This window comes from Rhizobium hidalgonense (assembly GCF_005862185.2).
Classification (GTDB): Bacteria; Pseudomonadota; Alphaproteobacteria; order Rhizobiales; family Rhizobiaceae; genus Rhizobium; species Rhizobium hidalgonense.
This window is the reverse complement of the sequence record NZ_CP054028.1, coordinates 393,328-420,024: the sequence shown is the minus strand read 5'-3', so window position 1 is coordinate 420,024 and position 26,697 is coordinate 393,328. Positions and strand designations below refer to the sequence as shown.

The 26,697-nt window shown below is 61.0% G+C and carries 25 protein-coding genes and 1 pseudogene; 15 read left to right on the top strand and 11 right to left on the bottom strand.

What is annotated here, in order from left to right; translation table 11 throughout:
- Nucleotides 1–28 precede the first annotated feature (28 nt).
- The 3 genes from FFM81_RS23290 to FFM81_RS23280 are packed head-to-tail and all read left to right on the top strand — an operon-like array spanning nt 29 to nt 2,409.
- On the top strand, nt 29–778 hold the full coding sequence (locus FFM81_RS23290; RefSeq protein ID WP_138384485.1) for a glycerophosphoryl diester phosphodiesterase: 750 nt from the start codon (nt 29–31) through the stop codon (nt 776–778).
- Between the two features lie 9 nt (nt 779–787).
- Complete coding sequence (locus FFM81_RS23285; protein WP_025417741.1) at nt 788–1,573, top strand: DeoR/GlpR family DNA-binding transcription regulator; 786 nt, start codon at nt 788–790, stop codon at nt 1,571–1,573.
- A gap of 14 nt (nt 1,574–1,587) precedes the next feature.
- Nucleotides 1,588–2,409 (top strand): HAD-IIB family hydrolase, encoded by an 822-nt coding sequence (locus FFM81_RS23280; RefSeq protein ID WP_041686688.1) that lies wholly within the window; start codon nt 1,588–1,590, stop codon nt 2,407–2,409.
- 28 nt (nt 2,410–2,437) lie between these two features.
- Here the strand turns inward: FFM81_RS23280 and FFM81_RS23275 are convergent, their stop codons facing one another.
- From FFM81_RS23275 to FFM81_RS23265, 3 genes are all read right to left on the bottom strand, one after another.
- Complete coding sequence (locus FFM81_RS23275; RefSeq protein ID WP_003572556.1) at nt 2,438–3,283, bottom strand: carbohydrate ABC transporter permease; 846 nt, start codon at nt 3,281–3,283, stop codon at nt 2,438–2,440.
- Nucleotides 3,284–3,288: 5 nt separating this feature from the next.
- On the bottom strand, nt 3,289–4,227 hold the full coding sequence (locus FFM81_RS23270; protein WP_003572555.1) for a carbohydrate ABC transporter permease: 939 nt from the start codon (nt 4,225–4,227) through the stop codon (nt 3,289–3,291).
- Between the two features lie 88 nt (nt 4,228–4,315).
- Nucleotides 4,316–5,563 (bottom strand): ABC transporter substrate-binding protein, encoded by a 1,248-nt coding sequence (locus tag FFM81_RS23265; protein WP_025417742.1) that lies wholly within the window; start codon nt 5,561–5,563, stop codon nt 4,316–4,318.
- A 571-nt stretch (nt 5,564–6,134) separates the two neighbouring features.
- Between FFM81_RS23265 and FFM81_RS23260 the strand changes: the two genes are divergently transcribed.
- Entirely contained in the window at nt 6,135–7,169 is a 1,035-nt protein-coding gene (locus FFM81_RS23260; RefSeq protein WP_025417743.1) for a LacI family DNA-binding transcriptional regulator, read from the top strand.
- Between the two features lie 21 nt (nt 7,170–7,190).
- On the opposite strand, the gene FFM81_RS23255 is transcribed toward FFM81_RS23260, so the two are convergent.
- Both FFM81_RS23255 and FFM81_RS23250 read right to left on the bottom strand, forming a co-directional pair.
- Nucleotides 7,191–8,126, bottom strand: a complete 936-nt coding sequence (locus tag FFM81_RS23255; protein WP_138384486.1) for an alpha/beta hydrolase — start codon at nt 8,124–8,126, stop codon at nt 7,191–7,193.
- Nucleotides 8,123–9,271 (bottom strand): Gfo/Idh/MocA family protein, encoded by a 1,149-nt coding sequence (locus FFM81_RS23250; protein ID WP_138384487.1) that lies wholly within the window; start codon nt 9,269–9,271, stop codon nt 8,123–8,125. Before FFM81_RS23250 ends, FFM81_RS23255 begins: the two co-directional genes overlap by 4 nt.
- A 278-nt stretch (nt 9,272–9,549) precedes the next feature.
- Here FFM81_RS23250 and FFM81_RS23245 point away from each other — a divergent pair, with 278 nt between their 5' ends.
- On the top strand, nt 9,550–10,368 hold the full coding sequence (locus FFM81_RS23245) for a sugar phosphate isomerase/epimerase family protein (RefSeq protein ID WP_138384488.1): 819 nt from the start codon (nt 9,550–9,552) through the stop codon (nt 10,366–10,368).
- 86 nt (nt 10,369–10,454) lie between these two features.
- Here the strand turns inward: FFM81_RS23245 and FFM81_RS23240 are convergent, their stop codons facing one another.
- The gene (locus tag FFM81_RS23240) at nt 10,455–11,216 is read right to left on the bottom strand and encodes a DeoR/GlpR family DNA-binding transcription regulator (protein WP_003572549.1); all 762 of its coding nucleotides are present in this window, start codon (nt 11,214–11,216) and stop codon (nt 10,455–10,457) included.
- A 230-nt stretch (nt 11,217–11,446) separates the two neighbouring features.
- On the opposite strand from FFM81_RS23240, the gene FFM81_RS23235 reads away from it, so the two are divergent.
- From FFM81_RS23235 to FFM81_RS23200, 8 genes are all read left to right on the top strand, one after another.
- A complete protein-coding gene (locus FFM81_RS23235) occupies nt 11,447–12,247 on the top strand; it encodes a beta/alpha barrel domain-containing protein (protein WP_025417747.1) in 801 nt (266 codons plus the stop codon).
- A 3-nt stretch (nt 12,248–12,250) separates the two neighbouring features.
- On the top strand, nt 12,251–13,183 hold the full coding sequence (locus FFM81_RS23230) for a PfkB family carbohydrate kinase (protein ID WP_138384489.1): 933 nt from the start codon (nt 12,251–12,253) through the stop codon (nt 13,181–13,183).
- A gap of 332 nt (nt 13,184–13,515) precedes the next feature.
- Nucleotides 13,516–14,661: an ABC transporter ATP-binding protein gene (locus FFM81_RS23225; protein ID WP_138384490.1), complete on the top strand. Its 1,146-nt coding sequence runs from the start codon at nt 13,516–13,518 to the stop codon at nt 14,659–14,661.
- A gap of 130 nt (nt 14,662–14,791) precedes the next feature.
- Entirely contained in the window at nt 14,792–15,868 is a 1,077-nt protein-coding gene (locus tag FFM81_RS23220; protein WP_138384491.1) for a Gfo/Idh/MocA family protein, read from the top strand.
- A complete protein-coding gene (locus tag FFM81_RS23215; protein WP_138384492.1) occupies nt 15,868–16,713 on the top strand; it encodes a sugar phosphate isomerase/epimerase family protein in 846 nt (281 codons plus the stop codon). The genes FFM81_RS23220 and FFM81_RS23215 overlap by 1 nt, the downstream gene beginning before the upstream one ends.
- Entirely contained in the window at nt 16,710–17,519 is an 810-nt protein-coding gene (locus FFM81_RS23210) for an alpha/beta fold hydrolase (RefSeq protein ID WP_138384493.1), read from the top strand. Before FFM81_RS23215 ends, FFM81_RS23210 begins: the two co-directional genes overlap by 4 nt.
- 4 nt (nt 17,520–17,523) lie before the next feature.
- Nucleotides 17,524–18,225, top strand: a complete 702-nt coding sequence (locus FFM81_RS23205; RefSeq protein WP_138384494.1) for a ribulose-phosphate 3-epimerase — start codon at nt 17,524–17,526, stop codon at nt 18,223–18,225.
- 14 nt (nt 18,226–18,239) lie between these two features.
- Nucleotides 18,240–19,196 (top strand): ROK family protein, encoded by a 957-nt coding sequence (locus FFM81_RS23200; RefSeq protein ID WP_003572539.1) that lies wholly within the window; start codon nt 18,240–18,242, stop codon nt 19,194–19,196.
- Nucleotides 19,197–19,221: 25 nt separating this feature from the next.
- Here FFM81_RS23200 and FFM81_RS23195 read toward each other — a convergent pair.
- The 5 genes and pseudogenes from FFM81_RS23195 to FFM81_RS23175 all read right to left on the bottom strand — a co-directional run bounded on the left by FFM81_RS23195 (nt 19,222) and on the right by FFM81_RS23175 (nt 24,291).
- Nucleotides 19,222–19,613, bottom strand: a pseudogene (locus FFM81_RS23195) (DUF4112 domain-containing protein).
- 58 nt (nt 19,614–19,671) lie between these two features.
- Nucleotides 19,672–20,745 (bottom strand): alcohol dehydrogenase family protein, encoded by a 1,074-nt coding sequence (locus tag FFM81_RS23190; protein WP_025417753.1) that lies wholly within the window; start codon nt 20,743–20,745, stop codon nt 19,672–19,674.
- 11 nt (nt 20,746–20,756) lie between these two features.
- A complete protein-coding gene (locus tag FFM81_RS23185) occupies nt 20,757–22,136 on the bottom strand; it encodes an aspartate aminotransferase family protein (RefSeq protein ID WP_025417754.1) in 1,380 nt (459 codons plus the stop codon).
- Nucleotides 22,137–22,176: 40 nt separating this feature from the next.
- Nucleotides 22,177–23,673 carry an NAD-dependent succinate-semialdehyde dehydrogenase gene (locus FFM81_RS23180; RefSeq protein ID WP_025417755.1) on the bottom strand — a complete coding sequence of 499 codons (1,497 nt, stop codon included), beginning with the start codon at nt 23,671–23,673 and terminating at the stop codon, nt 22,177–22,179.
- A 120-nt stretch (nt 23,674–23,793) separates the two neighbouring features.
- Entirely contained in the window at nt 23,794–24,291 is a 498-nt protein-coding gene (locus tag FFM81_RS23175; protein ID WP_003572534.1) for an Lrp/AsnC family transcriptional regulator, read from the bottom strand.
- Nucleotides 24,292–24,392: 101 nt separating this feature from the next.
- Here FFM81_RS23175 and ehuR point away from each other — a divergent pair, with 101 nt between their 5' ends.
- Both ehuR and ehuA read left to right on the top strand, forming a co-directional pair.
- On the top strand, nt 24,393–25,778 hold the full coding sequence (gene ehuR / locus FFM81_RS23170; protein WP_138384496.1) for a MocR-like ectoine utilization transcription factor EhuR: 1,386 nt from the start codon (nt 24,393–24,395) through the stop codon (nt 25,776–25,778).
- A 122-nt stretch (nt 25,779–25,900) separates the two neighbouring features.
- Nucleotides 25,901–26,686 carry an ectoine/hydroxyectoine ABC transporter ATP-binding protein EhuA gene (ehuA, locus tag FFM81_RS23165; RefSeq protein WP_128397719.1) on the top strand — a complete coding sequence of 262 codons (786 nt, stop codon included), beginning with the start codon at nt 25,901–25,903 and terminating at the stop codon, nt 26,684–26,686.
- Nucleotides 26,687–26,697: the final 11 nt, after the last annotated feature.

Genomic DNA, 26,697 nt, shown 5'->3' with positions numbered 1-26,697 from the left:
AGCATGAGACGACGCAAGAGATGAGACGATGACGACCGTAGAGCCGCGATCCAGCCCGACACGCAGTGAAGTTCAGGCCCATCGTGGCGCCTCTGCCGTGGCGCCCGAAAATACCATTGCAGCCTTCCGGGCCGCCGCCGAACAGGGCGCGGAATGGGTCGAACTCGACGTCGCACTTCTGGGGGATGGTACTCCGGTGGTGATCCACGATGTTTCCATTGACCGCTGCTCGTCGTCCAAGGGAAATCTCTCCGACCTCACAGCGTCAGATCTCAAGGCCATCGATGCCGGCGCATGGTTTGCCCCGCAATTCAAGGGCGAACCGCTGCCGACGCTGTCGCGTGTCGTTTCGGCACTCGGCGAATTGGGTCTCAACGCCAATGTCGAGATCAAGCAGCATGCCCATCACAAATCGCTCGACCAGTTGGTAAACATCGTCGACCGACATCTGAAGGCGCGGGCACCGCACACCAGGATCATGATCTCGAGCTTTGATGCGGCTGCGCTGAAAGGAATGCATGCGCTCGATCCAAGCTACGAGCTCGCCATGCTGTGGAGCAGGGTGCCTGCGGATTGGCTTGAAATCCTTCGGTCGATCCCGGCAACGACCATCCATCTTGACTATAAGGCTCTCAGTATCGGGTTTCTCGAAGAGGCCGTCCGTTGCGGCATCAAGGTTCGGGCGTGGACCTGCAACGATCCAAAGCGGCTCGCATCTTTCTGGGACGCGGGTTTGACCGGCGTGATAACAGACGACCCCAGTGTCTACCTCACCTAAGGAGCGGCGATGGGGCAGCGGATCATATCGAGCCGACAACGCGAGATCCTTGCGCTGATCGAGACTGAGGGTGTTCAGTACATCGAGGACTTGGCACGGCGGTACGATTTGACGACGCAGACCATTCGGCGCGATATCAATGCTTTGTGCGATCTGGGACATGCGCGCCGCTTCCACGGCGGCGTCGACCTGCCGGTCGAGGGCAGCAACATCTCGCTCAATGCACGCGCCCAGCTCAACCGGCGGGCCAAGCGGCTTATCGCACGGCGCGTCGCAGCCGACATTGGAGCGGAGGCGACAGTATTCCTCGGGATCGGCAGCACGGTTCAATTTGTTGCCGACGCACTGCGAGATCATCAGGGTCTGACGGTGATCACCAACAACATCCATGTCGCCTTGAGCCTTTGCGACGCGCCGAGTGTCGAGGTCCATTTGACCGGCGGTCTTCTGCGTCACGATGACCGCGACGTGGTCGGCACCGATGTGATCCGGTTCATCGAAAAATTCTATGCAACCCACGCGGTGGTCGGCGCAGGTGCTCTGAGCCCGCTCACCGGCCTGATGGATTTCAGCTATAGCGAAGCCCAGATCACCAACGCGCTTTTAGAAAATTCACAAACGAAGTTTCTCGCGGCAGACGTCAGCAAGTGGACGCGCACCGCCTCCGTGCGGGTTGCGCCATTCAGCAAACTCACCCGGTTTTACACGGACCGGCTTCCTGGCGAAGCGTCGGCCGCCAATGCTCTCGCCGAAAGCGGCTTGGAAGTGGTGACATGCAGCGAGGAGACAACATGAGCTCCGTAGACGACATAAGCTACGTAGACCGGGCGCCATCAGCGCGGGAACTGCAGGAAGTGCGTTACCTGTTCACCGACATCGACGATACGCTGACGACAGAGGGAAAGCTCCTGCCGCAAACCTACGAAGCGCTGTGGGATCTCAGCCGGGCCGGCATTGCCGTCGTGCCGGTCACGGGCGGTTCAGCCGGCTGGTGCGAACATATCGTCCGCGCCTGGCCGGTCGCCGCCGTCATCGGCGAAAGCGGCGCATATTGCGTGACCCGCCGGGATGGCGATGTCGTCTTCGCCTATTGGGAGGACGCCGCGCTGCAAGGTGAGCGGCAACGCCAGCACATTCAGGCGATCAAAGCGCTGATCGCGCAAAAGAGCAAGCCGTTCAGGATCGCCCACGATCAGGTCTTCCGGCTGGCGGATGTCGCAATCGACATACAGGGTCACGATCCGCATGACGTCGAGGATCTCGCCTCCAGCATCAGAGCTATCGGCGGAACGGTGGCGATCAGTTCCATCCACATCAACACCTGGATCGGCGACTACAACAAGCGGTCGATGAGCGAGCGGGTTCTAACCGGGCTGTTTGGTGTTGATCCGGCGGAGACGCCAGCCGTTACCGCCTTTGTCGGCGACTCTCGAAACGACGCGCCGATGTTCGGCTTTATCCGCAACTCCTTCGGCGTCAACAACATCATCCCGGTCCTGTCACAATTGCAGCACGCGCCGAAGTGGGTCTCGTCGCAGCCCGCCGGCCTCGGCTTTGCCGATATTGCCCGGACGATCCTGCACGCGGTCGCCGAGAGGCACGCCCCAATACCTGGGAAGAATGAGCTCTAGCCTCGACGGGCTGGTAGCCAGGCCACCATCAGCTTTTGACCGAGCCGGCGGTCATACCCGCCAGGAAATAGCGTTGGGCGACCAGGTAAAGCACCAGGAGGGGAAGGGAGCCGAGCACGCTCATCGCCATCATTTCATTCCATTCGAAAGCGTGCTGGCCCATCAGCAGCTGGATACCGATCGGAACGGTTCTGAGGTCCATCGATTTTGTCAGCGTCAGTGCGAAGAGGAATTCGTTCCAGGCCAGCAGAAATGTATAGACCGCGGTGGCGACGATCCCGGGGATGGAGACGGGAACGATGACGCGCCAGAGCGCTGTCCAGCTCGAGCCGCCGTCGACGAGCACGGCCTCGTCCAGCTCCTTCGGCAATGTGTTGAGGTAGCCGGTCATCAGCAGGACGGCGTAAGGCAGTGTGAAGACCATATAGGTGAGGATCAGTGCGAGATACGTATCGAAGATCCTGAAGGCGACGACCATGCCGAAATAGGGGATGAGAAGGGTGATCGGCGGAACGGTCTGCGTGCTGATGATGAAGATGTTCAAGGTGTTCTTGAAGCGGAACTGATAGCGGCTGAAGCCGTAGGCAGTCAGGATCGCGATGACGAGGGTCAGGCAGGTGACGACGCCGGCGACGAAGTAGCTGTTGATGAAGAACCGCACTTTCACCGGATCGTTGAAGATCGTCAGATAAGCGGCCACCGTGAAATCCTCCGGCAATAGCCGCGGCGGAAGAGCGAAGATTTCCGTATTCGATTTCAGCGAGCTGAAAAACATCCAGACGATCGGGAATGTCGAAAAGATGAGGCCGACCGCAAGCCCGAGATAAGTCAGGATGGTCGGCAGTGCCGAGCTCTTGAAGGAACGCTTTGCCATGGCGGTCACCTGCGCTGCTGGTGTTTGATGTAGAAGTAGGTGACGCTCATCGAAATGATGAGGATGATCATTGCACTGGCCGAAGCCAGAGAGAATTCATATTGGGAGAAGGCGAGCTTGTAGGTGAAGGTGGAGAGCACTTCCGTCGAATAGATCGGACCGCCGCCGGTCGTCATCCAGACGAGCGGAAAAACCTGCATCGTCCAGATAAAGTCGAGAAGCGCGATGCTGATGATGATCGGCATCAGTTGCGGAATGGTGATGTACCAGAATTTTTCCAGCTCGTTGGCGCCGTCGATGCCGGCTGCCTCATAAAGCTCCTTCGAAATGCCTTGGAGGCCGGCAAGCAGGCTGACCATATAGAGCGGATAACCCGCCCAGATATTTGCGAAGGTCAAAGCGTGGATGGCGGTGCGTGTGGAGGAGAACCACTCGACCTTAAAATTGATGATATGAAGCGCCATCAGCACGCTGTTGACGACACCGTTCGGGTCGAGCAGTAGGCGCCAGATGATGGCGATGATGACGGCGGTGAACAGCCAGGGCAGGATGAAGAGCACACGCAGGATGCTGCGGATGAGCGGATCGACGCGGTTGGTGTTCAACAGCAGCGCGAAGGCCAAGCCGATGATGAAGTGGAAGACGACGCTCATGATCGTGAAATAAAGCGTCTGCACCACCGACTGCCAGAAGACCGGATTCTCGAAGATGGTCAAATAGTTCTGCACCCCTGCGAAGGCCGCGTCCTTTTTCATGATGGCGCCGTCCATCAATGAATATTTGAGGACCATCACCATCGGGAACAGCATCAGCAGAACCAGCAGCAAGGTCGCCGGCGACACGTAGAAATACGGCACCAGCTTCCTCAAAGTGCTGTAACGAAACCTTCTTTTCCCTCGCGCTTTGACTTGGGCAGCGACCAGAGCCGGAGCGGAATGATTCATGAGCAGTAACTTCCCATTCTGCCGAGATTGACGACTTGCACCGGCAGCGTCAGGTTATGCTGCCGGTGATCTCGTGAAAGCGACGTGCTTAAAACTTTGCGAGCCACGCCTTCTCGGTATTGGCAGCGGCATCCTTGGCTGACTGCCCACCGTCGAACATCTTCTGAACTTCGACATTCATGTCGCGCATCAGCTCTTCGGCAACTGGAAGGCCGACGAATTCGTTTGCAGGATAGCCGCTCTGGAAGATTTTGAAAGCTTCCGCAAAGATCGGGTCAGATTTGACGAAGTCCGGCTTGGCATGGACGTTGCCGGGGAAGGCGTTGGCAATCGACACCAGGCGGCCATTGACGTCAGGGCTCATCAGATATTCCACAAGCTTCCAGGCTTCCTCCTTATGCTTGCTGCCCTCGCTGATGCCGATGCCCCAGGAGGCATAGGGCATGCCGCGTTTGCCGGTATAGCCGTCGGTGGCCGGCAAGGCGGAGATGCCGAACTTGAGTTTCGGATTGCGCTCGCGGATGAGGTTCACATGGGCGAGGGAATCGACCATCATGCCGACGCGGCCATTGACGAATTCCTCGACCTTGTCCTGTTCTTTCTTGGCGAAAATGCCGGGAGAAATAACGCCTGCCTTGTTGAGGGAGGCGATATAGTCGAGCGTGCCGACGACAGCGTCATTTTCGAGGTCGGGCTTGCCAGCCTTCAGCATCGAGGCGCCGGAGGCCCAGACCCAGGACATCACGTCGTTCTGAATGCCGCTCGGCGATTGCAGCGATAGCGGCAGCACCCAGCCATACTGGTTCTTCGGCGCATCGGTCATCTTCTTCGCAGCTTCGGCAAATTCCGCGCGAGTGGTCGGCAGCTTGTCGACGCCGGATGCCTTGGCGATATCGAGGTTGACGAAGACGGGATAGACGAAGGATGCCAACGGGAACATCACGCTTTTGCCGTCCACCTTGACGATATCGGTGATCTGGCTCTTGTCGTATTTCGCCTGGTCCATCAGTTCGTCCATGGAGGCGATCGCGCCCTGCTTGGCAAGCCCGTTTACCCAGGCGCCATCCAGGCCCACCACATCACTCAGCGTTCCGGAGGCGGCGCCGACGACGATCTGGTCACGCGTCGTGGCATAGGGTCCGCTGACCAGCGTCACCTTGATGCCGGGGTTGGCTGCCTCGAAATCGTTCATGATGCCGCGGAGCGCACCGGACGGCATTTCCGGTTCCCACCATTGAATGAATTCGATGGTGGTGTCGGCAAACGCCGATGTGGCGCAAAGCGCCCACACAGCGGCGGCAGCCCGCATCGTCACGCCGAATTTTCTGATTTTCATGTGTGCCTCCCAGAGATTTCAGTTAATCGATCCTCCTCAAGATCGTAGGCAAAGTAGGGTCCCTGAGGTCCCCGCCTGTCAATGAAGAACTGTCATAGGGAAAAAACGGCAAGCCGGCATTCACGGTGTTTCGTATGTTAAGTTATTGATATAGCTGAACGAAGTATGCGTGCGTCGCTGCTGATTTTTTGCAGCATTTGTGTTGCTTGTGACGCATTTTTTCTTTACTTTCGTAAACAAATGAAAGTTTGCCCAACAAAACGAAATACGCGGCTCCATGGTTTCCCGACTGCAGATTTCGAATTCAGGGCCTGAAACAAGCCCATTGTGCAATCACGCCGCGCAGGGTTGCCCAAGGCACAAATGAAAAATATTTCGATTTTCGAAAGACAGGCGTTGATGGTACCGAAGATGATAGAGGACGCCGGCTTGCCCGGCGAGTTCCGAAAAATCCGGAAAGCAGATCGTGCTGTACAAATTGCCCCATGCGTGATTTGGCGCGTCGATGAATTTGCTGCCGATGTGAGATCATTGCGATCCAGCGTGTCGTCGCCCCTCCGATAGGAACTGAATGGCCAAGAAGAGTTATAAATCGATGGACGACTTCGCGGCCGCCTCTGGCGTATCGCGTCCGACATTGTCGAAGTATTTCGATGATCCCTCGCAGATCAAGGAGGTGACCCGCAAGCGGATCGAGGCGGCTCTCAAGAAGTCGAATTTCGAGCCCAACCTTTTCGCGCGGCACCTCAATCGCAAGCGGACCAGGAATATCGGGATTCTTGTCCCGACCATGTCGGATCCCTTTTATGTGCAAGTCGTTTCGCTGATCGAGCTGGAGTTGCGCGAAAAGGGGTTCTGGCCTGTCCAGATCTCTTCGCACACGCGGCCGGAGCTGGAGGCGGAGGCGGTCAGGACCTTGCTCTCGCTGAAGGTCGCCGGTGCAATCGTGGCGCCGCTCGGCGCCGGTTCACGCCGTTCCGCGCTGGAGAGGTTGAAGGATGCGATTCCCGTCGTCTGTTTCGACAATCCTGCCAGCGCTGACCTTCCTTATGTCGGCAACGACAATGCGCAAAGCATGGCAGCCATCGTGCAATATCTCTGCCGGTCCGGTGAGCCGCCGATATTCCTGGAAATCCCGCATATGACGGAAAATGCCGGCGAACGGCAGGCGAGCTACCGTGCGACCATGGTGAGGGAGGGACATTCGCCGCTGGTCATCGATTGCGACGCGCCACCCTCCTGGGAGTTCGAGCGCCTCGGATACGAGCAGATGCAGAGGATGCTCGCGAAAGGCAGCCTTCCCGGCAAAACGCTTCTCTGCGCAAACGACCGGTTCGCTTTCGGCGCGATGGCGGCGGCATTCGCTTCGGGACTGAGGATCGGCCGAAACGATGCCTGCGACGTGCGCATTGCCGGCCACGACGACCACCCGCTGAGCCGATATACCTGTCCGTCGTTGACGACGATGGCCCAGAATGCCTCCGAAATCGCCGCGAAATCCGTGGAGCTTTTACTGGCGCATATTGAGAGCGAGGATGACGGAACGACACCCGCGACGAACAAGGTGATCCTCGAAGCGACGCTTGTTATGCGCGATTCGGCTTGAGATCCAGTCGCGGCTACGGCTTCAGCGGCTAAGCGCAGGGTCCATGCCGCGCCACGCCATTGCAATGGCTTCAATGGCCTCTTGGGCTTCCGGAATGGCTCGTCTTTTCGATACGAAGCCATGGATCTGTCCGGGCCAGGTCCGGCTTGTGGCCTGTGCTTCGGAGCTGAGCCGCTCGGCATAGGCGGCGCCTTCGTCGAACAGCACATCGTGTCCGGCAAGGATGACGAAGGCCGGTGCCACACCCGTCAGCGATGCCGCGCTTAACGGCGAGGCCCGCCAGTCCGACCGGCTTCCGGCTTCCGGCAGATAGTGGTCTCGAAACCATTTCATCGCCGCTGCCGTCAGGCCGAAACCCTCTGCGTAGCGTGAATAGCTGTCGGTAACCTGCAACTGGTCGGTCACCGGATAGATCAGCACCTGGCCGATGATATCGGGCACCTGTCCGTCGCGTGCGAGCAGAGCGATGACGGTGGCGAGATTGCCGCCGGCGCTATCACCGGCGACGATAATTCGCAAGGGATCGATGCCGAGTGCGTCAGCCTGATCCGTCATCCAGACGAGTGTCGCTGCGCAGTCTTCGATCGCTGCCGGAAAGGGATGTTCCGGGGCGAGGCGGTAGTCGGGCGAAACCACGATGGCGCCGGCCATATTGGCGAGGCTCCGGCAAATATCCTCATGGGTTTCCGGTGCGCCGATCACAAATCCGCCGCCATGGAGATAAAGCATGGCGGGCGCTGCCTGGCGCGGCGCGCTTCGGCCGCGCCATATCTTCAACCTGATTGCGCCGGCATACATTTCCCGGACCTCCGCCACGTCTTCGAGCGGCCACTGGATGCCTGCGAAACTGTTTAGATACTGTCGCCTCGCCAGCGCCGGCGTGCAGCTTTCCACAGGCTCTTGCGGATCGCCCGGCCATTCAAGTGCAAGTCTTGCAGATCCATCCAGTTGCGTCATGCCAGCAAGCTCCTTGCTTCGTCTTCTTTCAATTCCCTCGGCTGCACGACAGTCCCGGGGATGGTCTGCGCGACACCGGTTTCACCGGCGCGAAGGATTGCCTCCATGACGTCGAGCACATGCAGCGCGAGCTCGCCCGAGGCACGGGGCGCACGACCATCGATGATGGCGCGCGCGAGATCGGCAAGACCAAGCATGCGATAGTTAGCACGATCAGGCGCTGCGACCGGCCAGTTGACCGCGCCGAAGAGTGCGCCTGATGTATCCGTTTCCTGCCAGGGCGCGCCCCGGCTGGAGAACGCGACGCGGCCGCCGAAATTATCCGGGTCGGGCAGGCGCAGCGAGCCTTCGGTGCCGTGCAGCTCGATCGGGTGGTTCGAGTGGCGGAACACGTCCCACGAAGTGCCGAAGGTGACCGTGGCACCGCAGTCGAATTCCAGCAGCGAAAGCACGCTGGTCGGCGTGCCAACCTTGAATTTGGTGCCCTGCTTCGGCCCCTCGGCGGTGATCAGCCGCTCCTTCTGCCCGCTTGTAGCGACGGCCTGTACGCGGCGGATCGGCCCCATCAGATTGACCATCATCGTGAGATAATAGGGACCCATGTCCATGACCGGGCCTGCCCCGGCCTGGTAATAGAAGCATGGATCCGGATGCCAGTGCTCCATGCCGCGGCCCATCATGAAGGCTGTTCCCGTCACCGGCTTGCCGATGGCGCCGGCCTCCATCTGCCACCGGGCATGACGTCCGGCCGCCCCCAGGAACGTGTCGGGCGCCGAACCGAGCATGAGGCTCTTTTCGGCGGCCGCGTTCACCAACCGGCGTCCCTCCGCGGCCGTGACGCCGAGCGGCTTCTCGGTGAAGACATGTTTGCCCGCCGACAGCGCCCGCATCGAGACATCGAAATGCGCAGCCGGAATCGTCAGGTTGAGGACGAGGTCGATGTTCTTGTCGTCGATCAGATCATCGACGTCGGCCGCACGCAGATTGAACTCAGATGCACGGCGCTTGGCGGCGTCGGCGTTGAGATCTGCGCAGGCGGTGATTTCGACGCCGCGAAACAGCGGCGCGTTGCGCATATAGGCGAGCGAAATGCTGCCGCATCCCACAACGCCGATTCTGAGTTTCATATTATTCGCCTGTGCCATCTAAGAACCTGACCTTGCCGTTTCGTGCTCGGAGAGTTGGGGATTTTTTGCGTCGGAGGCGCGAGGAAGAAATTATGTTGACGCACGCTAACATTTTCCCCTACGAAATGACAAGACGTTGGCAGGCGTCGTAAGATCCGATGACGAACTCTCCGTTCGCGATCTCGACCGCCTCTTGAAGGGTGACTTTCTGCAAGGTGGGCGCCAATGCCCACAATGATCGGCTTCGCTCCGACTTCGATATCGGCTGTCAAAAACGAGTAGGTCAGGACCAAGATATGAACAATGCTGAGCTGAAGATCGGCTGCCAGACATTCACCTGGGAAATGCTGGCTAAGGGCTGGCGCGGCGGGCCGGATGATCTGGTGCGCGCCATCGCCGATGGCGGGTATGCCGGTCTCGAAATCACCGACACGATGATCGGTTACTACGCGCTTAGGCCCGCCGACTTCGCCCGGACTCTCGCGGATGCCGGCCTGACGCTGGTTTCCTTTGCCTTCGGCTCGGGCAGCGGCTTCACGGTGGCGGAAAAGATTGCCTCCGATCTGGAGGCGGCGCGGCGATGGGTCGATTTCGTAGCGCACTTTCCCGGTGCGATGGTGTCGATGGGCTCGGCCACCGTCGTTTCGGACGGCCCGCGTGATGAGAAGTTCGCGATTGCGGCTGAGTGCTATAATCGGGCGACCGAGATCGGACGCTCGGCCGGCGTCGCCGTTGCCGTCCACCCTTCCTCGCACCACAATACGCTGCTCTTCACCCGCAACGACTATGATCGGCTGTTTGCTCTGCTGGATCCGCGGGTGGGTTGGGTGCCGGATACCGGCCACATTCTGCGTGGCGGCCAACAGGTCGACGATACGCTTTCGACCCACCGGGACCGCATCCGCTACGTGCATCTGAAGGATGTCGACGCCGGCGGGATCTGGGTAATGCTCGGCGAAGGTGTCTGCAATGTGCCTGCCGTGATTTCGGCCGTTCGGGAGGCACCGCTGTTCACCGGCTGGATCGTGGTAGAGGAAGAATCGGACCATGCCGGAACCGATCCTGCCGCGGCGGTTCGCAAGAACCGCGAGACGCTTCGACGACTGGGGTTTTAGCCGACTGCGTTTCCCCGGCCTGGCCGAAACCTTTCGCGAGCGCCCAAACCCCTCCCGGCTCCGTTCGAAACTGGGCAGGCTGCCTGTCACGCGTAACGCACCTCCACGCCGAGTTTTTCCAGTCGGTGGCGAATGCTGTGTGGCATGTTGCTGTCGGTGATGATCAGATCGACACGCGACAGCGAGAAGGCTTTGGAGGAGGCGCCGATGTCGAACTTGCTCGAATCCGCCACGAGCACGACGCGCCGGGCCATGCGAACCAGGTTGCGCTTGGTGCGCGCAATATCCTCGGAAACATCGACGACGTCGAAGGCCTGATCGATTGCATGGGCGCTGACAAAGGCCTGGTGGGCGACGAGTCCGCCGACCGCCTTGTCGGAATCCGAGACGATCGTGCTGACGGTGCTCGGAAACACCCGGCCGCCGATCATGTGCACGTCGAGCCCCGACCGGTACATCAGATGCTGGGCGATGTTCATCGCCGTCGTCGCGACCACGACATTGTTGACCGGCGGCATCTGCATGGCCACCTGCAGCAGCGTTGAGCCGCTGTCGAAGACAATCGACTGATTGTCGATGATCTGCCGCGCCGCCATTTGGGCGATGCGTCGCTTCGCATCGAAGTTGCGCTGCATGCGTTCCTCGAAGGCTGCTGCCGGCGAGTCGGATGGCAGGGCGATTGCCCCGCCATGCGTTTTGATCAGCTGCTTCTTGGCGTCCATGATTTCGAGGTCGGAGCGGATCGTGACTTCCGAGACCTCGAAGAATTCCGCGAGCTGCCGGGTGCGTGCCTGACCGACCCGTTGAAGTTCCAGCATGATCTGCTGCCGCCTCTGTTCTGCAAGCATATGTGATCCCGACCAGCCGCTATTGGCGACATCCTGACTTTTGAAAAACGAAAGTTCGCAGCCTTGATTTTCGGCTCATCCAGTAGAAATAGCGCCTTAGCGGCGGAAATGCACGTTGAAAATTCGGCATTCACCCAAAAACGAAAGAAATCGAAATATTGAATGTTTGTTTATTTTCGAGTTAGGGTTTTCTCAGCCTCGCCATCAGCAATCACAAAGGAAGTATCGCCATGGGTCTCGGCACCAAAATCCGCCTCGCACGCCTGTTCTCGAATCCATCGGGCCATCTGTTCGGAGGCGCGGTTGATCACTTTGTCGGTTATGGCAATGTGCGTGAGGGCGGGCTTGCCGATCTGCCGGCCGCGCTCAAACGCGTGATGGCCGGAGGCCCCGACTACATCAGCATCCAGCCGGGTGCGGCGCGCCACCTCTGGTCGGATTATGCCGGAAAGGCAGCGCTCGTCATTCAGGGCGGCTGCTTCACCGCCGACGACCGCATTCGACAGCTCATTGCCACCCCGGAAGACGCGGTGCGTTATGGTGCGGATGCGCTGGCTGTTGCCATTCCCGTGCGCGGCGCCACCGAAGGAGAATACATCCGCTGGCTTACCGACACGGTCAACGCCGCCGCCCGCTTCGAGATGCCGGTCGTCGCCCATGTCTATCCCCGCGATTTCTCCGACGGCGGCAAGATCGTGTTCACCCCGGATGAGATTGCTTACGCGGTGCGCATCGGCTTCGAGGCCGGTGTCGACGTGATCAAGGTCGGCTACACCGGCGATTTCGAGTCCTTCCGCGAGACCGTTGCGACTTGCCCTATACCCGTGGTGATCGCCGGCGGCCCGAAGACCGATACGCTGCTCGGAGCGCTCATCCAGACTTCGGAAGCATTGCGGGCCGGAGCCAAAGGCGCGGTCGTCGGCCGCAACCTTTGGGGTCACGGCGATACGACCATGGCCGCGCGCGCCTTCAAGCTCGTCATTCACAAGGGGATGGCGCCGGAGGATGCGCTGGCTGCGGCCGGTGCTTGAGAGGTGTCGCGCCCTTTCCAGGTTCTGGGCTTCGGCGCCCTTGCCATCGATGACATCATCTATGTCGATCGCGGGCTTTCGGCCGGCAAGGGGAAGGTGACGAAGCGTGCCACCGACCATGGCGGCAATGTGGCGACGGCTCTTGTTGCCGTCGCCCGGCTCGGCGGGCGCGCCGGCTTCATCGGCTGGCTTGGCGATAAGCCGGCGGACGATGTAGCCGGTGCCGAACTCGAGCGTGACGGCGTCGATATATCACTTGCACCCCGCCACGCCGATGCGGCGCCGATCCGCTCCGTAATTACGGTCGGCCCTGACGGCGACCGGTTCATAGCCTATGACGACGATGTGCTGCACGGCACCTCGGATGCGCTGCCCGACCACGTTCTGACCCAGGCCCCGGTATTGCTGATCGATGGCTATGCCACCCATTCGGAAAGCGTCGTGGCGCGGGCCCGCGCGCTTGGCCTTGCCGTGATTGCCGATATCGAATGGACAGTCGGCACTGCGACGGACCGCATCTTGGCTTTCGCCGATCATCTGGTGCTCCCGCTCGCCTTCGGGCAGCAATACACCGGTGAGGGTGATCCCACGATGATCCTCGACAGGCTCTGGTCCGCAGATCGCTCCGCTGTTGTCCTGACCGATGGCGAGCGCGGGACCTATCTCCGCCAGAGCGGTGATGCCGTCAGGTGGCATTTGCCGGCCTATGCGGTTCAGGCGGTCGACACGACCGGCGCCGGCGATTGTTTTCACGGCGCCTACGCTCTTGCGCTTGCCGTGGGAAAGAGCCCGCTTGATTGCGTAGCCTATGCCACGGCGGCTGCCGCCATTTCCGTGACCGCACGGGGAGGGCGCAGGGGCTTACCGGACAATCGGACGTGCCTGGCATGGATGGCGGCCGAGAACGCACCAGTGCCGATCCCGATGCCCGGATAAACGTCTTCCGGATATGAGCCAGGTCCACGCGGTGACCAATGTCGATGCTGGTCGACTCACGGCTGATGAAAAATCATCGCTTGGCGAGATCTCAATGCCCGCCAAGCCCACCAAAAAATTACGCGCGATAACAAATATAATCTCGCAAATAAAACTAATAAAATCGTTAAATTTCAGTTTGATAATCGGAATAGGCGGGTGCTCGCCGCGAGGCAGACTTCGATTCTTTTGTTGACTTTGACGCCCAGTCCTGAGCCTTCTTGTCGAAAGGGTCGGAGACGGCAGGGGGCGCCGTTTGAGATCTGTTCCGGACTGATGCGGGAGGACGAGACGTGGCTGTGGTTGTACTGGACAAGATCTGCAAGACCTATGGAAACAGCTACCATGCGATCAAGGATCTGAGCCTGACGATCCATGACGGCGAGTTTCTGATTTTGGTCGGTCCGTCCGGATGCGGAAAATCGACCGCTCTGCGCATGATTGCCGGGCTCGAGGAAATCAGCAGCGGTACCTTGAGCATCGGCGGTCAGGACGTCGTCGATCTGGCGCCGAAGGACCGGGACATCGCCATGGTCTTTCAAAGCTATGCCCTTTATCCGCACATGACCGTTTTCGACAACATTGCCTTTTCGATGAAACTGGCTGGAAAGAGTAAGGCCGAACGCGCCAAACGCGTGCACGAGATTGCCAAGATCCTGCAGCTGGAATCCTTGCTGGGCAACAAGCCCGCACAGCTTTCCGGCGGCCAGCGCCAGCGTGTTGCGATGGGCCGCGCCATGGTCCGCGAGCCCGCAGCATTCCTCATGGACGAACCGCTCTCGAACCTCGATGCAAAGCTGCGTGTTCAAATGCGGGCAGAGATCGCCAGCCTGCAGAGACAGCTCGGCGTGACGACGATCTACGTGACGCACGACCAGACCGAAGCGCTCACCATGGGCGATCGCGTCGCGGTGCTGAAGGGCGGCGTGCTTCAGCAGGTGGATACGCCGAAGGCCTTGTATCACCGCCCGGTCAATGCGTTCGTCGCCGGCTTTATCGGTTCGCCGTCGATGAACCTTTTCGAGGGGCGTCTGGAGGGCGGGCAAATCCATCTACCCGGCTTCTCCATCCCCTTGTCCGCCGGCGCCTTCGAGCGCGCTCCCGGTCTTTCCGACTTCGAAGGAAAGGCTGTGATTTTTGGGGTCAGGCCCGAGGACCTCTACGACAGCCGGTTGCCGTCTGGAGCCTCCCATCCGACGATCCCAGTTGTCGTGAGATCGATCGAGGAGCTTGGCTCCGAGTTGATCGTGCATCTGAAGGTCGACGCGGTCCGGATCGACTCGGGCGATCCCGATGCCGTCGAAGACCTGAGCGGGGCCGCCAACGCGGTTGCGCGGTTCGAAGCGGTCAGCACCGTCGAGACCGGACAATCGATTGATCTAGCAATCGACCCGGCAAAACTGCACTTTTTCAATCCTCAAACACATGTTGCGCTCTGACGACGAGGAGAGCGGGCTCGCCCTGGTGGCGGTCCGGCCAGAAGACGCGTTCGGCGTTTGATGTCTTGAAAGCATTCCAGTCCACGCCGAACCGGCGTTCTTCTTCAATATCCTGCTCAAAGGTTTATCGATGCCAGCAAAACAGGAACGACGTCTCCGCATCGGCGTATTGGGTGCGGGCCAGATTGCCCAGGCCGCGCATTTCGAGAGCTGCACGAAAGCAGCCAATGCAGACCTCTATGCGATTTGCGACGTTGCCGAAGATCTTCGCGAACGTATGGCAATCACTCACGGGGCGGAAAAAACCTATGACGACTACGATAAGATGCTGGCCGACCCCGACCTCGACGCCGTGATCATCGCGACCGCCGACGCTTTTCACGTCCCGGCCTCCATTCGCGCCCTTCAGGCAGGCAAACATGTGCTGTGCGAAAAACCCGTCGGTGTCACCGTCGAGGAGTGCCATGAACTGAAGGCCGCGGTCGACACATCGGGAAGGGTGTTTCAGGTCGGGCATATGAAGCGTTTCGACGCGGGGCTCCAGGCTGCCAAATCCTTCATCCGCGATGAAATGGGAGAGATGGTCGCTCTGAAAGCCTGGTATTGCGACAGCACGCACCGCTATCCGATGACCGATGCGGTCCAGCCCCTGATCGTCACCAGCGCCAACGCGAAGAAACCTTCGGCCAATCCGAAGGCCGACCTGCGGCGCTACTATATGCTCGCGCATGGCTGCCACCTGATCGACACGGCGCGCTATTTCGCCGGCGACATCGTCTCCGTCAACGCTCGCCTGTCCGAGCGGGCCGGTATCTGGTGCTGGTTCGTGGACGTAGAATTTGCCTCCGGCACGCTCGGCCATCTCGATCTCACCGTCCAGGTGCGCATGGACTGGCACGAAGGCTTCCAGATCTATGGCCGGAACGGCAGCATTTTGGGCAAGACCTATAACCCCTGGTACTACAAGACCAGCGAGGTGGATATTTTCCGCGAAGCCGACGGCGCCACCCATCGCGTTCTCGGTGCCGATGGCCATTTCTACCGCCGCCAGGTCGAAGGCTTCGCTCGCACCATTCTTGATGGCGCTGTCATGGAAGGCGCCGACATCGATGACGGCCTGGCATCCGTCCGTGCCATGGTGGCCGTTGCGCGTTCGGCCGAAAGCGGCAAGGCGGTTGCACTGGCTGACGTCACGGGTGGCGTGTGATGAAGCTCGGCATCTTCGCAAAGACTTTCGAGGGAACGGAACCCACAACCGTTCTGAATGCGGTCGCCGAGGCTGGATTCGCCTGTGCACAATACAATATGGCGTGCTCCGGTCTTGCCCCGATGCCGGAGACGATTACCGAAACACAGGCTCGTTCGGTTGCCGATGCGGCGCTGAGCAGCGGCGTCGAGATTGTTGCCGTTTCCGGCACCTTCAACATGATCCATCCCGATCCTTCCGTTCGCGCGGCCGGCCTTCGCAATTTGGCGACGCTGGCCGAGCGCAGCACCGGCATGTCGACCGGCCTGATCACGCTCTGCACCGGCACGCGCGACCCCATCGACCAGTGGAAGTCCCACGCCGACAACGACACGCCGGAGGCGTGGCGGGATCTCCTCGAAGCCATGGAGACGGCCAGCGAGATTGCCGAGCGCCACAATGTGGACCTTGGCATCGAGCCCGAGCTTGCCAATGTCGTCAACTCGGCTGAGAAAGCCCATCGGCTGATCACGGCACTGAAGTGCCCTCGCATCAAGATCGTGCTCGATCCGGCCAATCTCTTCGAGGTTGCGACGCTGGATGAGCAGCGGCGCATCGTGTCTTCCGCCATCGACCTCCTGGCCGATCGGATCGTCATGGCGCATGCGAAAGATCGCAATCCCGACGGCAGCTTCGCGACCGCCGGCAAGGGCGTCCTCGACTATCCGCATTATCTGGGCCGGCTCAGGGCGATTGGCTTTGCCGGCAGTCTCGTCACTCATGGTCTTTCGGCCTCGGAGGCGGCCGGAGTGGCGATCTTCCTGAAAAATAACCTCGACGATGAAACCGCGGGGACAGGAGGATGAGACGAGCTGACCCGTTCGAAACCAGAGACGGGACCATTCTTAACGTGGATATGGCAGGCGACGGCGCGTCCGTCATATTCCAGCATGGCTTATGCGGCGACGCGGCGCAGACCGACGAGGTCTTTCCGCCCGACGCGGGTTTTCGCCGGGTGACGATCGAAGCGCGCGGCCACGGCTATTCCCAAGCCGGCAATCTGGAGCAGCTGTCGATCGCGACCTTCTGCGATGATATCGCCGCTTATATCGAGAAGAACCTTGCAGCGCCGGTTGTGATCGGCGGTATCTCGATGGGGGCCGCGATCGCCTTGCGTCTCTCAGTCAAGCGGCCCGATCTCGTCAAGGCTCTGATCATCGCAAGGCCGGCCTGGCTGGCTGCATCGGCGCCGGAAAACATGGCGCCCAATGCCGACGTCGGGGGGCTTCTGAAAATCCTGCCGCCGGATGAGGCAAAGCAGGTGTTCCTTGCCGGATCGGTCGGTGTACGGCTCGCCGCCGAGGCTCCGGACAATCTGGCCTCGCTTGCCGGGTTTTTCTCCCGCACGCCGTTGGATATGACCGCCGAGCTGCTGACCAGGATTTCCAACGACGGCCCTGGCGTGACCGACGCGGACATTTGCAATCTTGCCCTGCCGACGCTCGTCATCGGCCATGAACGTGACAGCATTCATCCTCTTGGCCACGCGCGTGCTCTCGCCGCGCGGATCGCCGGCGCGCGTTTCGTGCAGATCACGCCGAAAGCTGAGAGCCGTCCGCAATATGTCGCCGACTTTCGGCTTGCCGTCGGCAATTTTCTGAAGGAGCTCTGAAACAATGACGACCATCTCCAAGGCCTGGATCGACGATCTCCCCAAGGATCGCCTGATTGCCGAATTTTCCGTCTGGTCGGCCGATCTCGTGCATCTGGCGGATGATCTGGCGCGTGTCGATCCTTACGTCGACATCCTCCACATCGATGTCGCCGATGGCCATTTCGCGCCGGCAATGTTGTTTTTCCCTGATCTTGTTGCCGGTGTGCGCAAAATTTCCACGCGCCCGATCCATGTTCACCTGATGGTCGCCGACAGCATCATCCTGTCGCAGATGGAGCAGTTTGCCGATGCGGGCAGCGACCTGATCAGTCTTCATGCCGAAAACGAAAGCGTCGCCGAGGAGGCTCTCGATCTTCTCGATCGCCGCGGTGTCGCAGCCGGCATGGTCCTCAAGGTCGAAACCCCCGTCGAGCGGATCGAGAAATACGTGTCCCGGCTGCGCTTCGTGACGCTGCTCGGCACGGCGATCGGTGTGAAGGGCCAGGGTCTCGACGAAAAGGCCGGGGCCAGGCTTCAACAGGCCAAGCAGATCATTTCCAATTGCGGTGCGGCTCATCGGATCGTGCTTGCGGCCGATGGTGGTATTCGCGAGCACACGGTTCCTCTGCTGCGCCAATCCGGTGCGGAAACGGTCGTTCTCGGTTCTCTGGCTTTCAATGCGCCCTCGCTCGATGAGCGGATGACGTGGGTTCGGGGCCTCTAACTCTTGGTCTTCACATGCAGCAGGTTGCCATTGGTATAGACCTAGGCGGAACGCAGGTGCGCGCAGCCCTTGTCGACGAGCAGGGCAGGATCCTGGCACGCTTGGCCGAGCCAACGGATGCGCTGGCAGGTCCCGACCGGGTGCTCGCCCAGATTTGCGGCCTGGCCGATCGATTGCTTGCAGCGTCGAAGCCTGCTTCGGTGGTGGGCGTCGGCGTATCCGCCCCGGGCCCACTCGACACGGTTGCCGGTGTCGCAACCGATATCCCGACCCTTCCGGGCTTCGTCGATTTTCCGCTGAAGGCGGAATTGCAGAAGCGGTTTCCGTTTCCGGTCGACCTCGAAAACGACGCCATCGCCGCGGCGATCGGGGAGTGGCAGTTCGGTATCGGCAAGGGGCTCGATAACCTCGTTTATGTCACGGTCAGCACCGGGATTGGCGGCGGCGTCATCTCGGACGGCCGCGTGATCCGCGGCCGCAAGGGCATGGCAGCCCATGTCGGCCACATGTCCGTGGTGCCGGACGGCGAGCTTTGCCCTTGCGGTAACAGGGGCTGTTTCGAGGCCTATGGATCCGGACCAGCTTTTGCGCGGCGCGCCCAATTGAGGGCGATGGAAAGTCGCGGGACGACGATCGGTAGCGATGGCGGCGCCATCGACAGCCGCAGCGTTTTCGCGGCGGCCAGAAATGGCGACCCTCTGGCAAATCAGCTCGTCGACGAGGAAGCGGAAATTCTCGGTCGCGGCTTCACCAGCCTGATCCATATCTTCAGTCCCGATATCATCGTCATGGGGGGAGGGCTCTCCCACGAATTCGATCGGCTGCAACCGGGCATTCAGGCCTATATCAGCCAGTGGGCAATGTCGGCATTCAAAGATGTCAAAGTGATGCTGGCGGCTTTGGATCAGAACTCGGGTCTCATCGGCGCGGCGGGTCTGGCATTTCTGGCGGGGAAGGTCGCTCCGACGTGAGCGGGTCCCCGGGCGATCGGTTTTGTCAAATTCGGCGATCGAGCTCGTCTTCGTTGACGCCGAAATGCTCGAGAATGATGCCGACGTTGCGGCGGTGAGACTTGAAATAGACGTCGAAGAGATCGCCGATCAGGGGACCGTTCCGCCGGCGGCGTCGATCCCGAGATTGACGGCCATGCGGGCGAGCTTGTGGGTGGGAAGGCCAAGCCGCCTTGCCTCATCGATAATGAAAAGACCGATCAGCGATCCGGCAATATCGCCGACGGCCGGGATGAGGCCGAGGACCGAGTCCGCGCCGATCCTGACGCCGATGACCGGCAATCGAACCGCCGTATCCATCAGACGGGCTATGCCGACAGCGCGCCGAATTCGCCCGAGTTCGGCAGAGTTGAGGTATGTCGTTTTGCCGGTGCCCATGGCCCTGAAACGCCGCAAAACCGATAAGGTTCGCCTGCGGCGTGATCGGAGATCGCGCTTATCTCTTGTCGGGCACCACGACCAATTTGCCGACGAAGTTCTTCGCCATGAAATCGGTCTGGGCGCGGTGAAATTCCGACAGCGGATAGACGCCGCCGACGAGGGGCCGGATCATCCGGCTTTCGATATAGCCGACAAGCCGGCGGAAATCGGCGCGGCTTCCCTGGCTCGATCCGTGCAATTCCAATTGCTTCAGATACATGGTGCGCAAATCGAGCTGGACGACCGGGCCGGCGATGGCGCCGGCGGTGGTGTAGCGACCTTCCGGGCGCAGGATCTTCAGGAGGTCGTTGAACAGCGGCCCGCCGACCAGATCGGCGACGACATCGATCGGTTGACCACGGCTCGCGGAATGCACTGCTTCGACCAGTTCGCCCTTGCCGCGGGTCACCACCGCTTCGGCGCCGATAGCGAGCATCGCCGCCTCCTTGCCAGGGCCTGTGACAGCAATCGGGATGGCGCCGCGAGCACGCGCGAGCTGAATGATCGCCGAGCCGACGCCGCCAGAGGCGCCGGTGACGAGGATGCGTTCGCCAGCCGTAAGCCTTGCCCGTTCCAGCATTCGCTCGCCGGTCAGATAGGCGCAGCAGAAGGTAGCGAGTTCGACGTCAGTCAGGTCGGTGGCGACGACATGCGCGTTTTCGGCCGGCAGCGCCATATATTCGGCATAGCCGCCATCCCTACCGTGCCCCATGTAGTCGATGTCCGCGAGGCTGTCGTCGTCGCGGTTATAGATCGAGAAGTCGACCATGACGCGCTCGCCGATCCGCGCCGGGTCGACGCCGGCACCGACGCCGACGATATGGCCGACCGTATCGGTGCCCTGAATGCGCGGGAAGGTCAGCGTATTGCCCTGCCGGCGCCAGGTGGAGACGGCGGCCGGGTCGTCCTCGGTGCCATAGGCGCCCTCCCGCACCCAGACGTCGGTATTGTTCATGCCGCAGGCGGTGACGCGGATGAGCACCTCGCCGTCTGCGGGCGCCGGCACCGTCACGTCACTGCGGTAGATGAGCTTGTCCAAGCCGCCATGGCCGGTCAGCAATACGGCCGCCATCTTTTCCGGGATCGTCATGTCGCTTCCCCTCAGAGACCGTTGAAGACGGTTTCGATCGTCTCTGCCGCGGCCTTAACGACGATGTCTGCCTCCTCGCGTGTCAGGCAGAGCGGCGGGGCGAAGCCGAGGATATCGCCCTGCGGCATGGCACGGCCGATGACGCCGCGTTCGAGAAGGGCGGATGCCACTTGCGGGCCAATCTTGCGGTCGGCATCGAAGAATTTGCGGTCGTCCTTATCCTCGACAAATTCGATTGCTGCCATCAGCCCGTCACCGCGGACTTCGCCGACATTTCGGTGGCTGCCGACCGCCTTTGCCAGTTCCGAGCGGAAATAGGCGCCGGTGGCGCCGGCATTCTCGACGATGCCGAGTTCATCGATCAGTTCGAGATTGGCAATGCCCGCGGCAGCGCAGATCGGATGGGCGGAATAGGTCCAGCCGTGGCCGATCGCCCCCATCTGATCGGAGCCTTGCACCAGCACTTGCCACATCTTGTCGGAAACGATCGAGCCGGAAAGCGGAGTGTAGGCAGAGGTCAGGCCCTTGGCGATGGTGATCAGATCCGGCTTCATGCCGTAGTGATCCGAGCCGAACATCGTGCCGAGACGGCCGAAGCCGGTGACGACTTCATCGGCGACGAGCAGGATGTCGTATTTGTCGAGCACGGCCTGGATTTTCTGCCAGTAGCCCTTCGGCGGCGGTACGATGCCGCCGGTGCCGAGGATGGGTTCGCCGATAAAGGCGGCGACCGTTTCCGGGCCTTCAGCGAGGACCATCTCCTCCAGCCGGTCAGCGCAATATTGCGAGAACTGCTCCTCGTCCATGGAGCGGTCGGACCGGCGGAAATAATAGGGCGCTTCGGTGTGCAGCACCGGCGCACGCGGGAGGTCGAAAGCATTGTGGAAGAGCGCCAGGCCGGTGAGGCTGCCGGTCATGACGCCGGAGCCGTGATAACCGCGCCAGCGCGAGATGATCTTCTTCTTCTCGGAACGACCGAGGATGTTGTTGTAGTACCAGATCAGCTTGATGTTGGTCTCGTTGGCATCAGAGCCGGAAAGCCCGAAATAGACCCTGGACATGCCGTCAGGCGCACGGTCGATAATCATCTTCGAAAGCGTAATCGAGGCCTCGGTGCCATGTCCGACATAGGCGTGGTAATAAGCGAGGTTCTTCGCCTGTTCGGCGATCGCATCGGCAATCTTCTGGCGGCCGTAGCCGACATTGACGCAATAGAGGCCGGCAAAAGCGTCGAGGCTTTTGCGGCCTGTCGTGTCGGTGATGTAGACGCCTTCGCCGCCGGCAACGACGCGTGTCGGCGTATCGCCGCGGGCGTGCCCGCCCATATGGGTCGAGGGATGGAAGAAGTGATCGCGGTCCCAGGCGGTGAGTTCGTTGCTTTTCTCGAGCATGTCCTATCCTCTTTCTTGAAATGGGGTGACTTGAAATGGGTCAGGCGGCCGTGTCGATGCAGAGATATTTGAGCTCGGTGAAGGCCTCGAGCCCATGGCGCGAACCCTCGCGGCCGAGGCCGGACTGTTTCCAGCCGCCGAAGGGAACGGGGCCGCCGGTGATCTTCACGCGGTTGACAGCCACCATGCCGTATTCCAGCGCGCGGCCGAGGCGCATCTGCCGGGCGCCGTTTTCGGTAACGACATAGGCGACGAGGCCGTATTCGCTATCGTTGGCGCGGGCGATCACCTCTTCTTCGGTGTCGAAGCTGGCAGCAGCCGCAACAGGTCCAAAGGTCTCCTCGCGCATGATCAGCGCATCTTCAGGCACATCCGTCAGCAGCGTCGGCTCATAGAAGAACCGGCCGGCCCTGTGGCGCTTACCACCGATGACGAGCTGCGCGCCGCGCGCCAGTGCATCGGAAACCTGTTCCTCGACCTTGGCGATGGCGCGTTCATGCATCAGCGGTCCGATGTCGACGCCATCCTCAAACCCCGTCCCGACCTTGAGATCGGCGATGCGGGCGGCAAAGGCTTGAGCAAAAGCATCGGCGATGCGCCGCTGGACGAAGATGCGATTGGCCGCGAGGCAATCCTGGCCTGACGTGGCAAACTTGGCGTTGACGGCGATCTCGACTGCCTTTGATATATCGGCGTCGTCGAAGATGATCAGCGGCGCGTGGCCGCCGAGCTCCATCACCAGCCGCTTCATGGTCGGAGCGCACTGGGCGGCGATCAGGCGGCCAACCTCGGTGGAACCGGTAAAGCTCATGGCGCGCACACGGACGTCGGCGCACATCCGTCCGACGATCGTTGCGGCATGGCCGGTGACGACATTGAAGACGCCGGCGGGAATGCCGGCGCGTTCGCCGAGTTCGGCAAGGGCAAGGGCGGAAAGCGGCGTCTCGGAAGAGGGATGGGCGACGACCGTGCAGCCTGCCGCAAGCGCGGCGGCGGCCTTTCGGGTGAGCATGGCAGAGGGGAAATTCCAGGGTGTAACCACGCCGACGACGCCGAGCGCCTCCCGCCGGACGAGCATTTCCGCGCCGGGCAGATGGCTGGTGACGCTCTCGGCATTCAGCCGTTTGCCTTCCTCGGCGTACCATTCGACGAAGGAGGCGGCGTAGTCGATCTCGCCGCGCGCTTCCGCCAGCGGTTTGCCCTGTTCGAGCGTCATGATCAGTGCGAGATCCTCCCTGGCGGCGAGCATCAGCTCAAACCATTTGCGCAGGATCGCTGCGCGGCTCTGCGGCAGCATGGCGCGCCAGGCGGCCAAAGCCTGCGAGGCCGCATCGATCGCCGCCGCCGTTTCCTCCGCGCCGAGGCTTGCAACCCAGGCCAGCGTCACCGAAGAAGCCGGATCCGTAACCTCGAAGCTCTTTCCCGCGGCGCCGGCGATCCAGCGACCGCCGACATAGGCGAGATCGCGCAGGAGATGACGGTCGGCAAGCTGCGACAGCGCGTCATGAAAGGCGGGGCGGGCAAAAACGGCGGTCATGTCCAATCTCCTCGTTGCGGAAGAGCCGAGTCTTCCACGGAAGCGGGCGAGAGATTGTCTGTTGGCGGATGCGGAAAGAGAGAGATGGTCTAAAGGGCAGCGCTCTCGTAGAGAGATTGTCTACGACGCGGACTGCTCCTCACTGTCGGCCACGAAGGACGAAACCGGAAGCACCGTTTCCTCCTTCACCACCTTGGTGACGATGTAGGTGAAATAGCGGTCGATGCCGAGTTCGCGGTCGAGAAGCCCGTCGACCAACCGCTGATAGGCGTCGATATCGGGCGCCATGATCTTCAGGATGTAATCGACGCCGCCGCCGACCGACCAGCAGGCGACGATCTCAGGGATTGCCGTGACGGCGCGCTCGAAGCGCTCGAAATCCGCCTGGCGATGGTTGGCGAGCGTCACTTCCATCATCACACTGGCGACCGGTGCAATCCGCCGCGGTGCCAGGCGTGCGTGATAGCCGGTGATGATCCCAGCCTTTTCGAGCTTGCGCAGCCGCATCCAGCACGGCGTCGGCGACAGGCCGGCCTTTTCGGCCAGCGCCAGTTTGGTGATGCGGCCGTCGCGCTGGACGGCGTCGAGAATACGCAGGTCGATAGCGTCGAGCTTCATGGGGCTTTCTTTGGAAAGAAATCATTTCAAACGCTGCGAAAAGACAATGGGAGCGCACTTTGGCATTGTCAATTGAACTGATTTTCAGCAGTGTTAAAATCATGACAAAGTGGTGCCCCGATCCCTCTCAACTTCGCCGACCGGCCTACCTCTCGCTCGCCGAGCAGATCGCCAGCGCGATCACCGACGGCAAGCTTTACGATGGGGCGCAATTGCCGCCGCATCGCAAGCTGGCGGATGATCTGCATCTTTCCGTGCAAACGGTGAGCCGCGCCTATGAGGAGCTCAGCCGCCGGGGGCTGATATCAGGCGAGATCGGGCGCGGCAGCTTCGTACAGACGAGGCCGCGCGAGCCGGAGCCGCCTTATCTGCCGGAACGGCTGGGAGAACTGATCGATCTCTCGATCCTGAAACCAGTCTGCGAGCAGATCCATCTCGAAAAGATGCGCCAGGCCTTCGGCTGGCTTTCGGAAAACCTGCCCTCCAGCTCGGCGCTTTCGTTCCGGCCGAACATGGTCTTTCCGCGCCACCGCATTGTTGCCACCGAATGGCTGGCGCGCTGCGGGCTGGAGGTGTCGCCGCTGAACGTCAGTGTCACGAACGGCGCGACATCTGGCATGACGGTGGCGCTGATGAGTGTTGCGCCGCCCGGCTCGACGGTGGCGACCGAGGCGATCAGCCACCATACGCTGGTGCCGCTCTCCACCTATCTCGGTCTGCATCTCGAGGGGATCGCGATCGACGAGGAAGGCATGATCCCGGAGGCACTCGACGAAGCCTGCCGGACGGGGCCGATCCGGGCAATCTTCCTGCAGCCCTCGGTAATCAACCCGATGGCGGCCCTGATGAGCGCGAAGCGCCGGCAGGCGCTTGCCTCCGTGGCCGCCAAACACGACATAGCCATCATCGAAAACGATATTCTCGGCCCGATGGTCGAGGACCGCGCGCCGCCGATGGCGGCATTCGCGCCGGAGCGCACGCTCTACGTCACCAGCTTCACCAAGATCACCGTTCCCGGCTTGCGGATCGGCTATCTCACGGCACCCGACCGCTATGTCGCCGCTGTCGCGAACCGTCATCTGGTCTCCAACTGGATGGCGACGCCGGCCATGGCCGAGATTGCCACCCGCTGGGTCAGCGACGGCACGGCGATGGAATTGGTCAACTGGCAGCGCCGCGCCCTCTCGAGCCGGCATGCGATCGCGGCGGAGATGCTGACCGGGCTTACCTACCGATCCCACCCGCAAAGCCTGCACGTCTGGCTGCCGCTCTCCGGCAATCATACCGAGGACGGTTTCGTGTCGCAGGCACGGCTGCACGGCGTGGCAATCGCCCCCGGCAAATCGTTCCGCACCGGGGATCAGGGCTGGACGCCGGCGGTGCGCATTTCGCTTGGTTCGACGACAGAAAGCGAGCTGCGGACCGGGCTCGGGATCGTCGCCTCACTGGCGCAAGGAAATCCTGAAGAGCTGCTGCTTGCAATTTGATGCAGCTGCCGCGTGTTTGAGCAGGCGCAGAATAATTGTCATGATATTATTTTACGAATTGACATGATTTTGATGCGCCGTCATCGTTAAGGCATTGCTTGTCTCAACAGGGAGAGACATGGATGCCTTCGCCCATCATTCGCATTGACAATATCGTCAAGAGATACGGCCCGCTGACCGTGCTCGACGGCCTGTCGATGAATGTCATGCCCGGCGAAAAACTGGCGCTGATCGGGCCGTCCGGCTCCGGCAAGACGACGATCCTGCGCATCCTGATGACGCTTGAGACGATCAGCGGCGGCCATATCGAGGTCGACGGCGAGCAGCTCTATCACATGCCTGCCGGCAGCGGGCTGGTGCCGGCCGATGAACGGCATCTGCACCGGATGCGCGAAAAGATCGGCATGGTCTTTCAGCACTTCAACCTGTTTCCGCATAAATGCGTGCTCGACAACGTGACCCTGGCGCCGATGCTGACCAAGGGCATCAAGCGCCCCATGGCCGAAAAGCGGGCAATGGAGCTTCTCGACATGGTCGGCCTGGCCGACAAGGCGAAGAGCGTCCCGGCGCAACTGTCCGGCGGGCAGAAGCAGCGCGTCGCCATTGCTAGGGCGCTGGCGCTGTCGCCGAAGATCATGCTGTTCGACGAGGTGACCTCGGCGCTCGACCCGGAACTGGTCGAAGAGGTGCTGAATGTCATGCGGCGGCTCGCTTCGGAGACCGACATGACCATGCTTCTCGTTACCCATGAAATGGGCTTTGCCCATGATTTCGCCGACCGTGTGCTGTTCTTCGACCGCGGCAAGATCGTCGAGGAAGGCAGGCCGGCCGACATATTTCGCAATCCGACGCAGGAAAGGACGCAGACCTTCCTGCGCAAGATTATTGCGGCGGGGCACCGCGTCTGAACCAGACACTG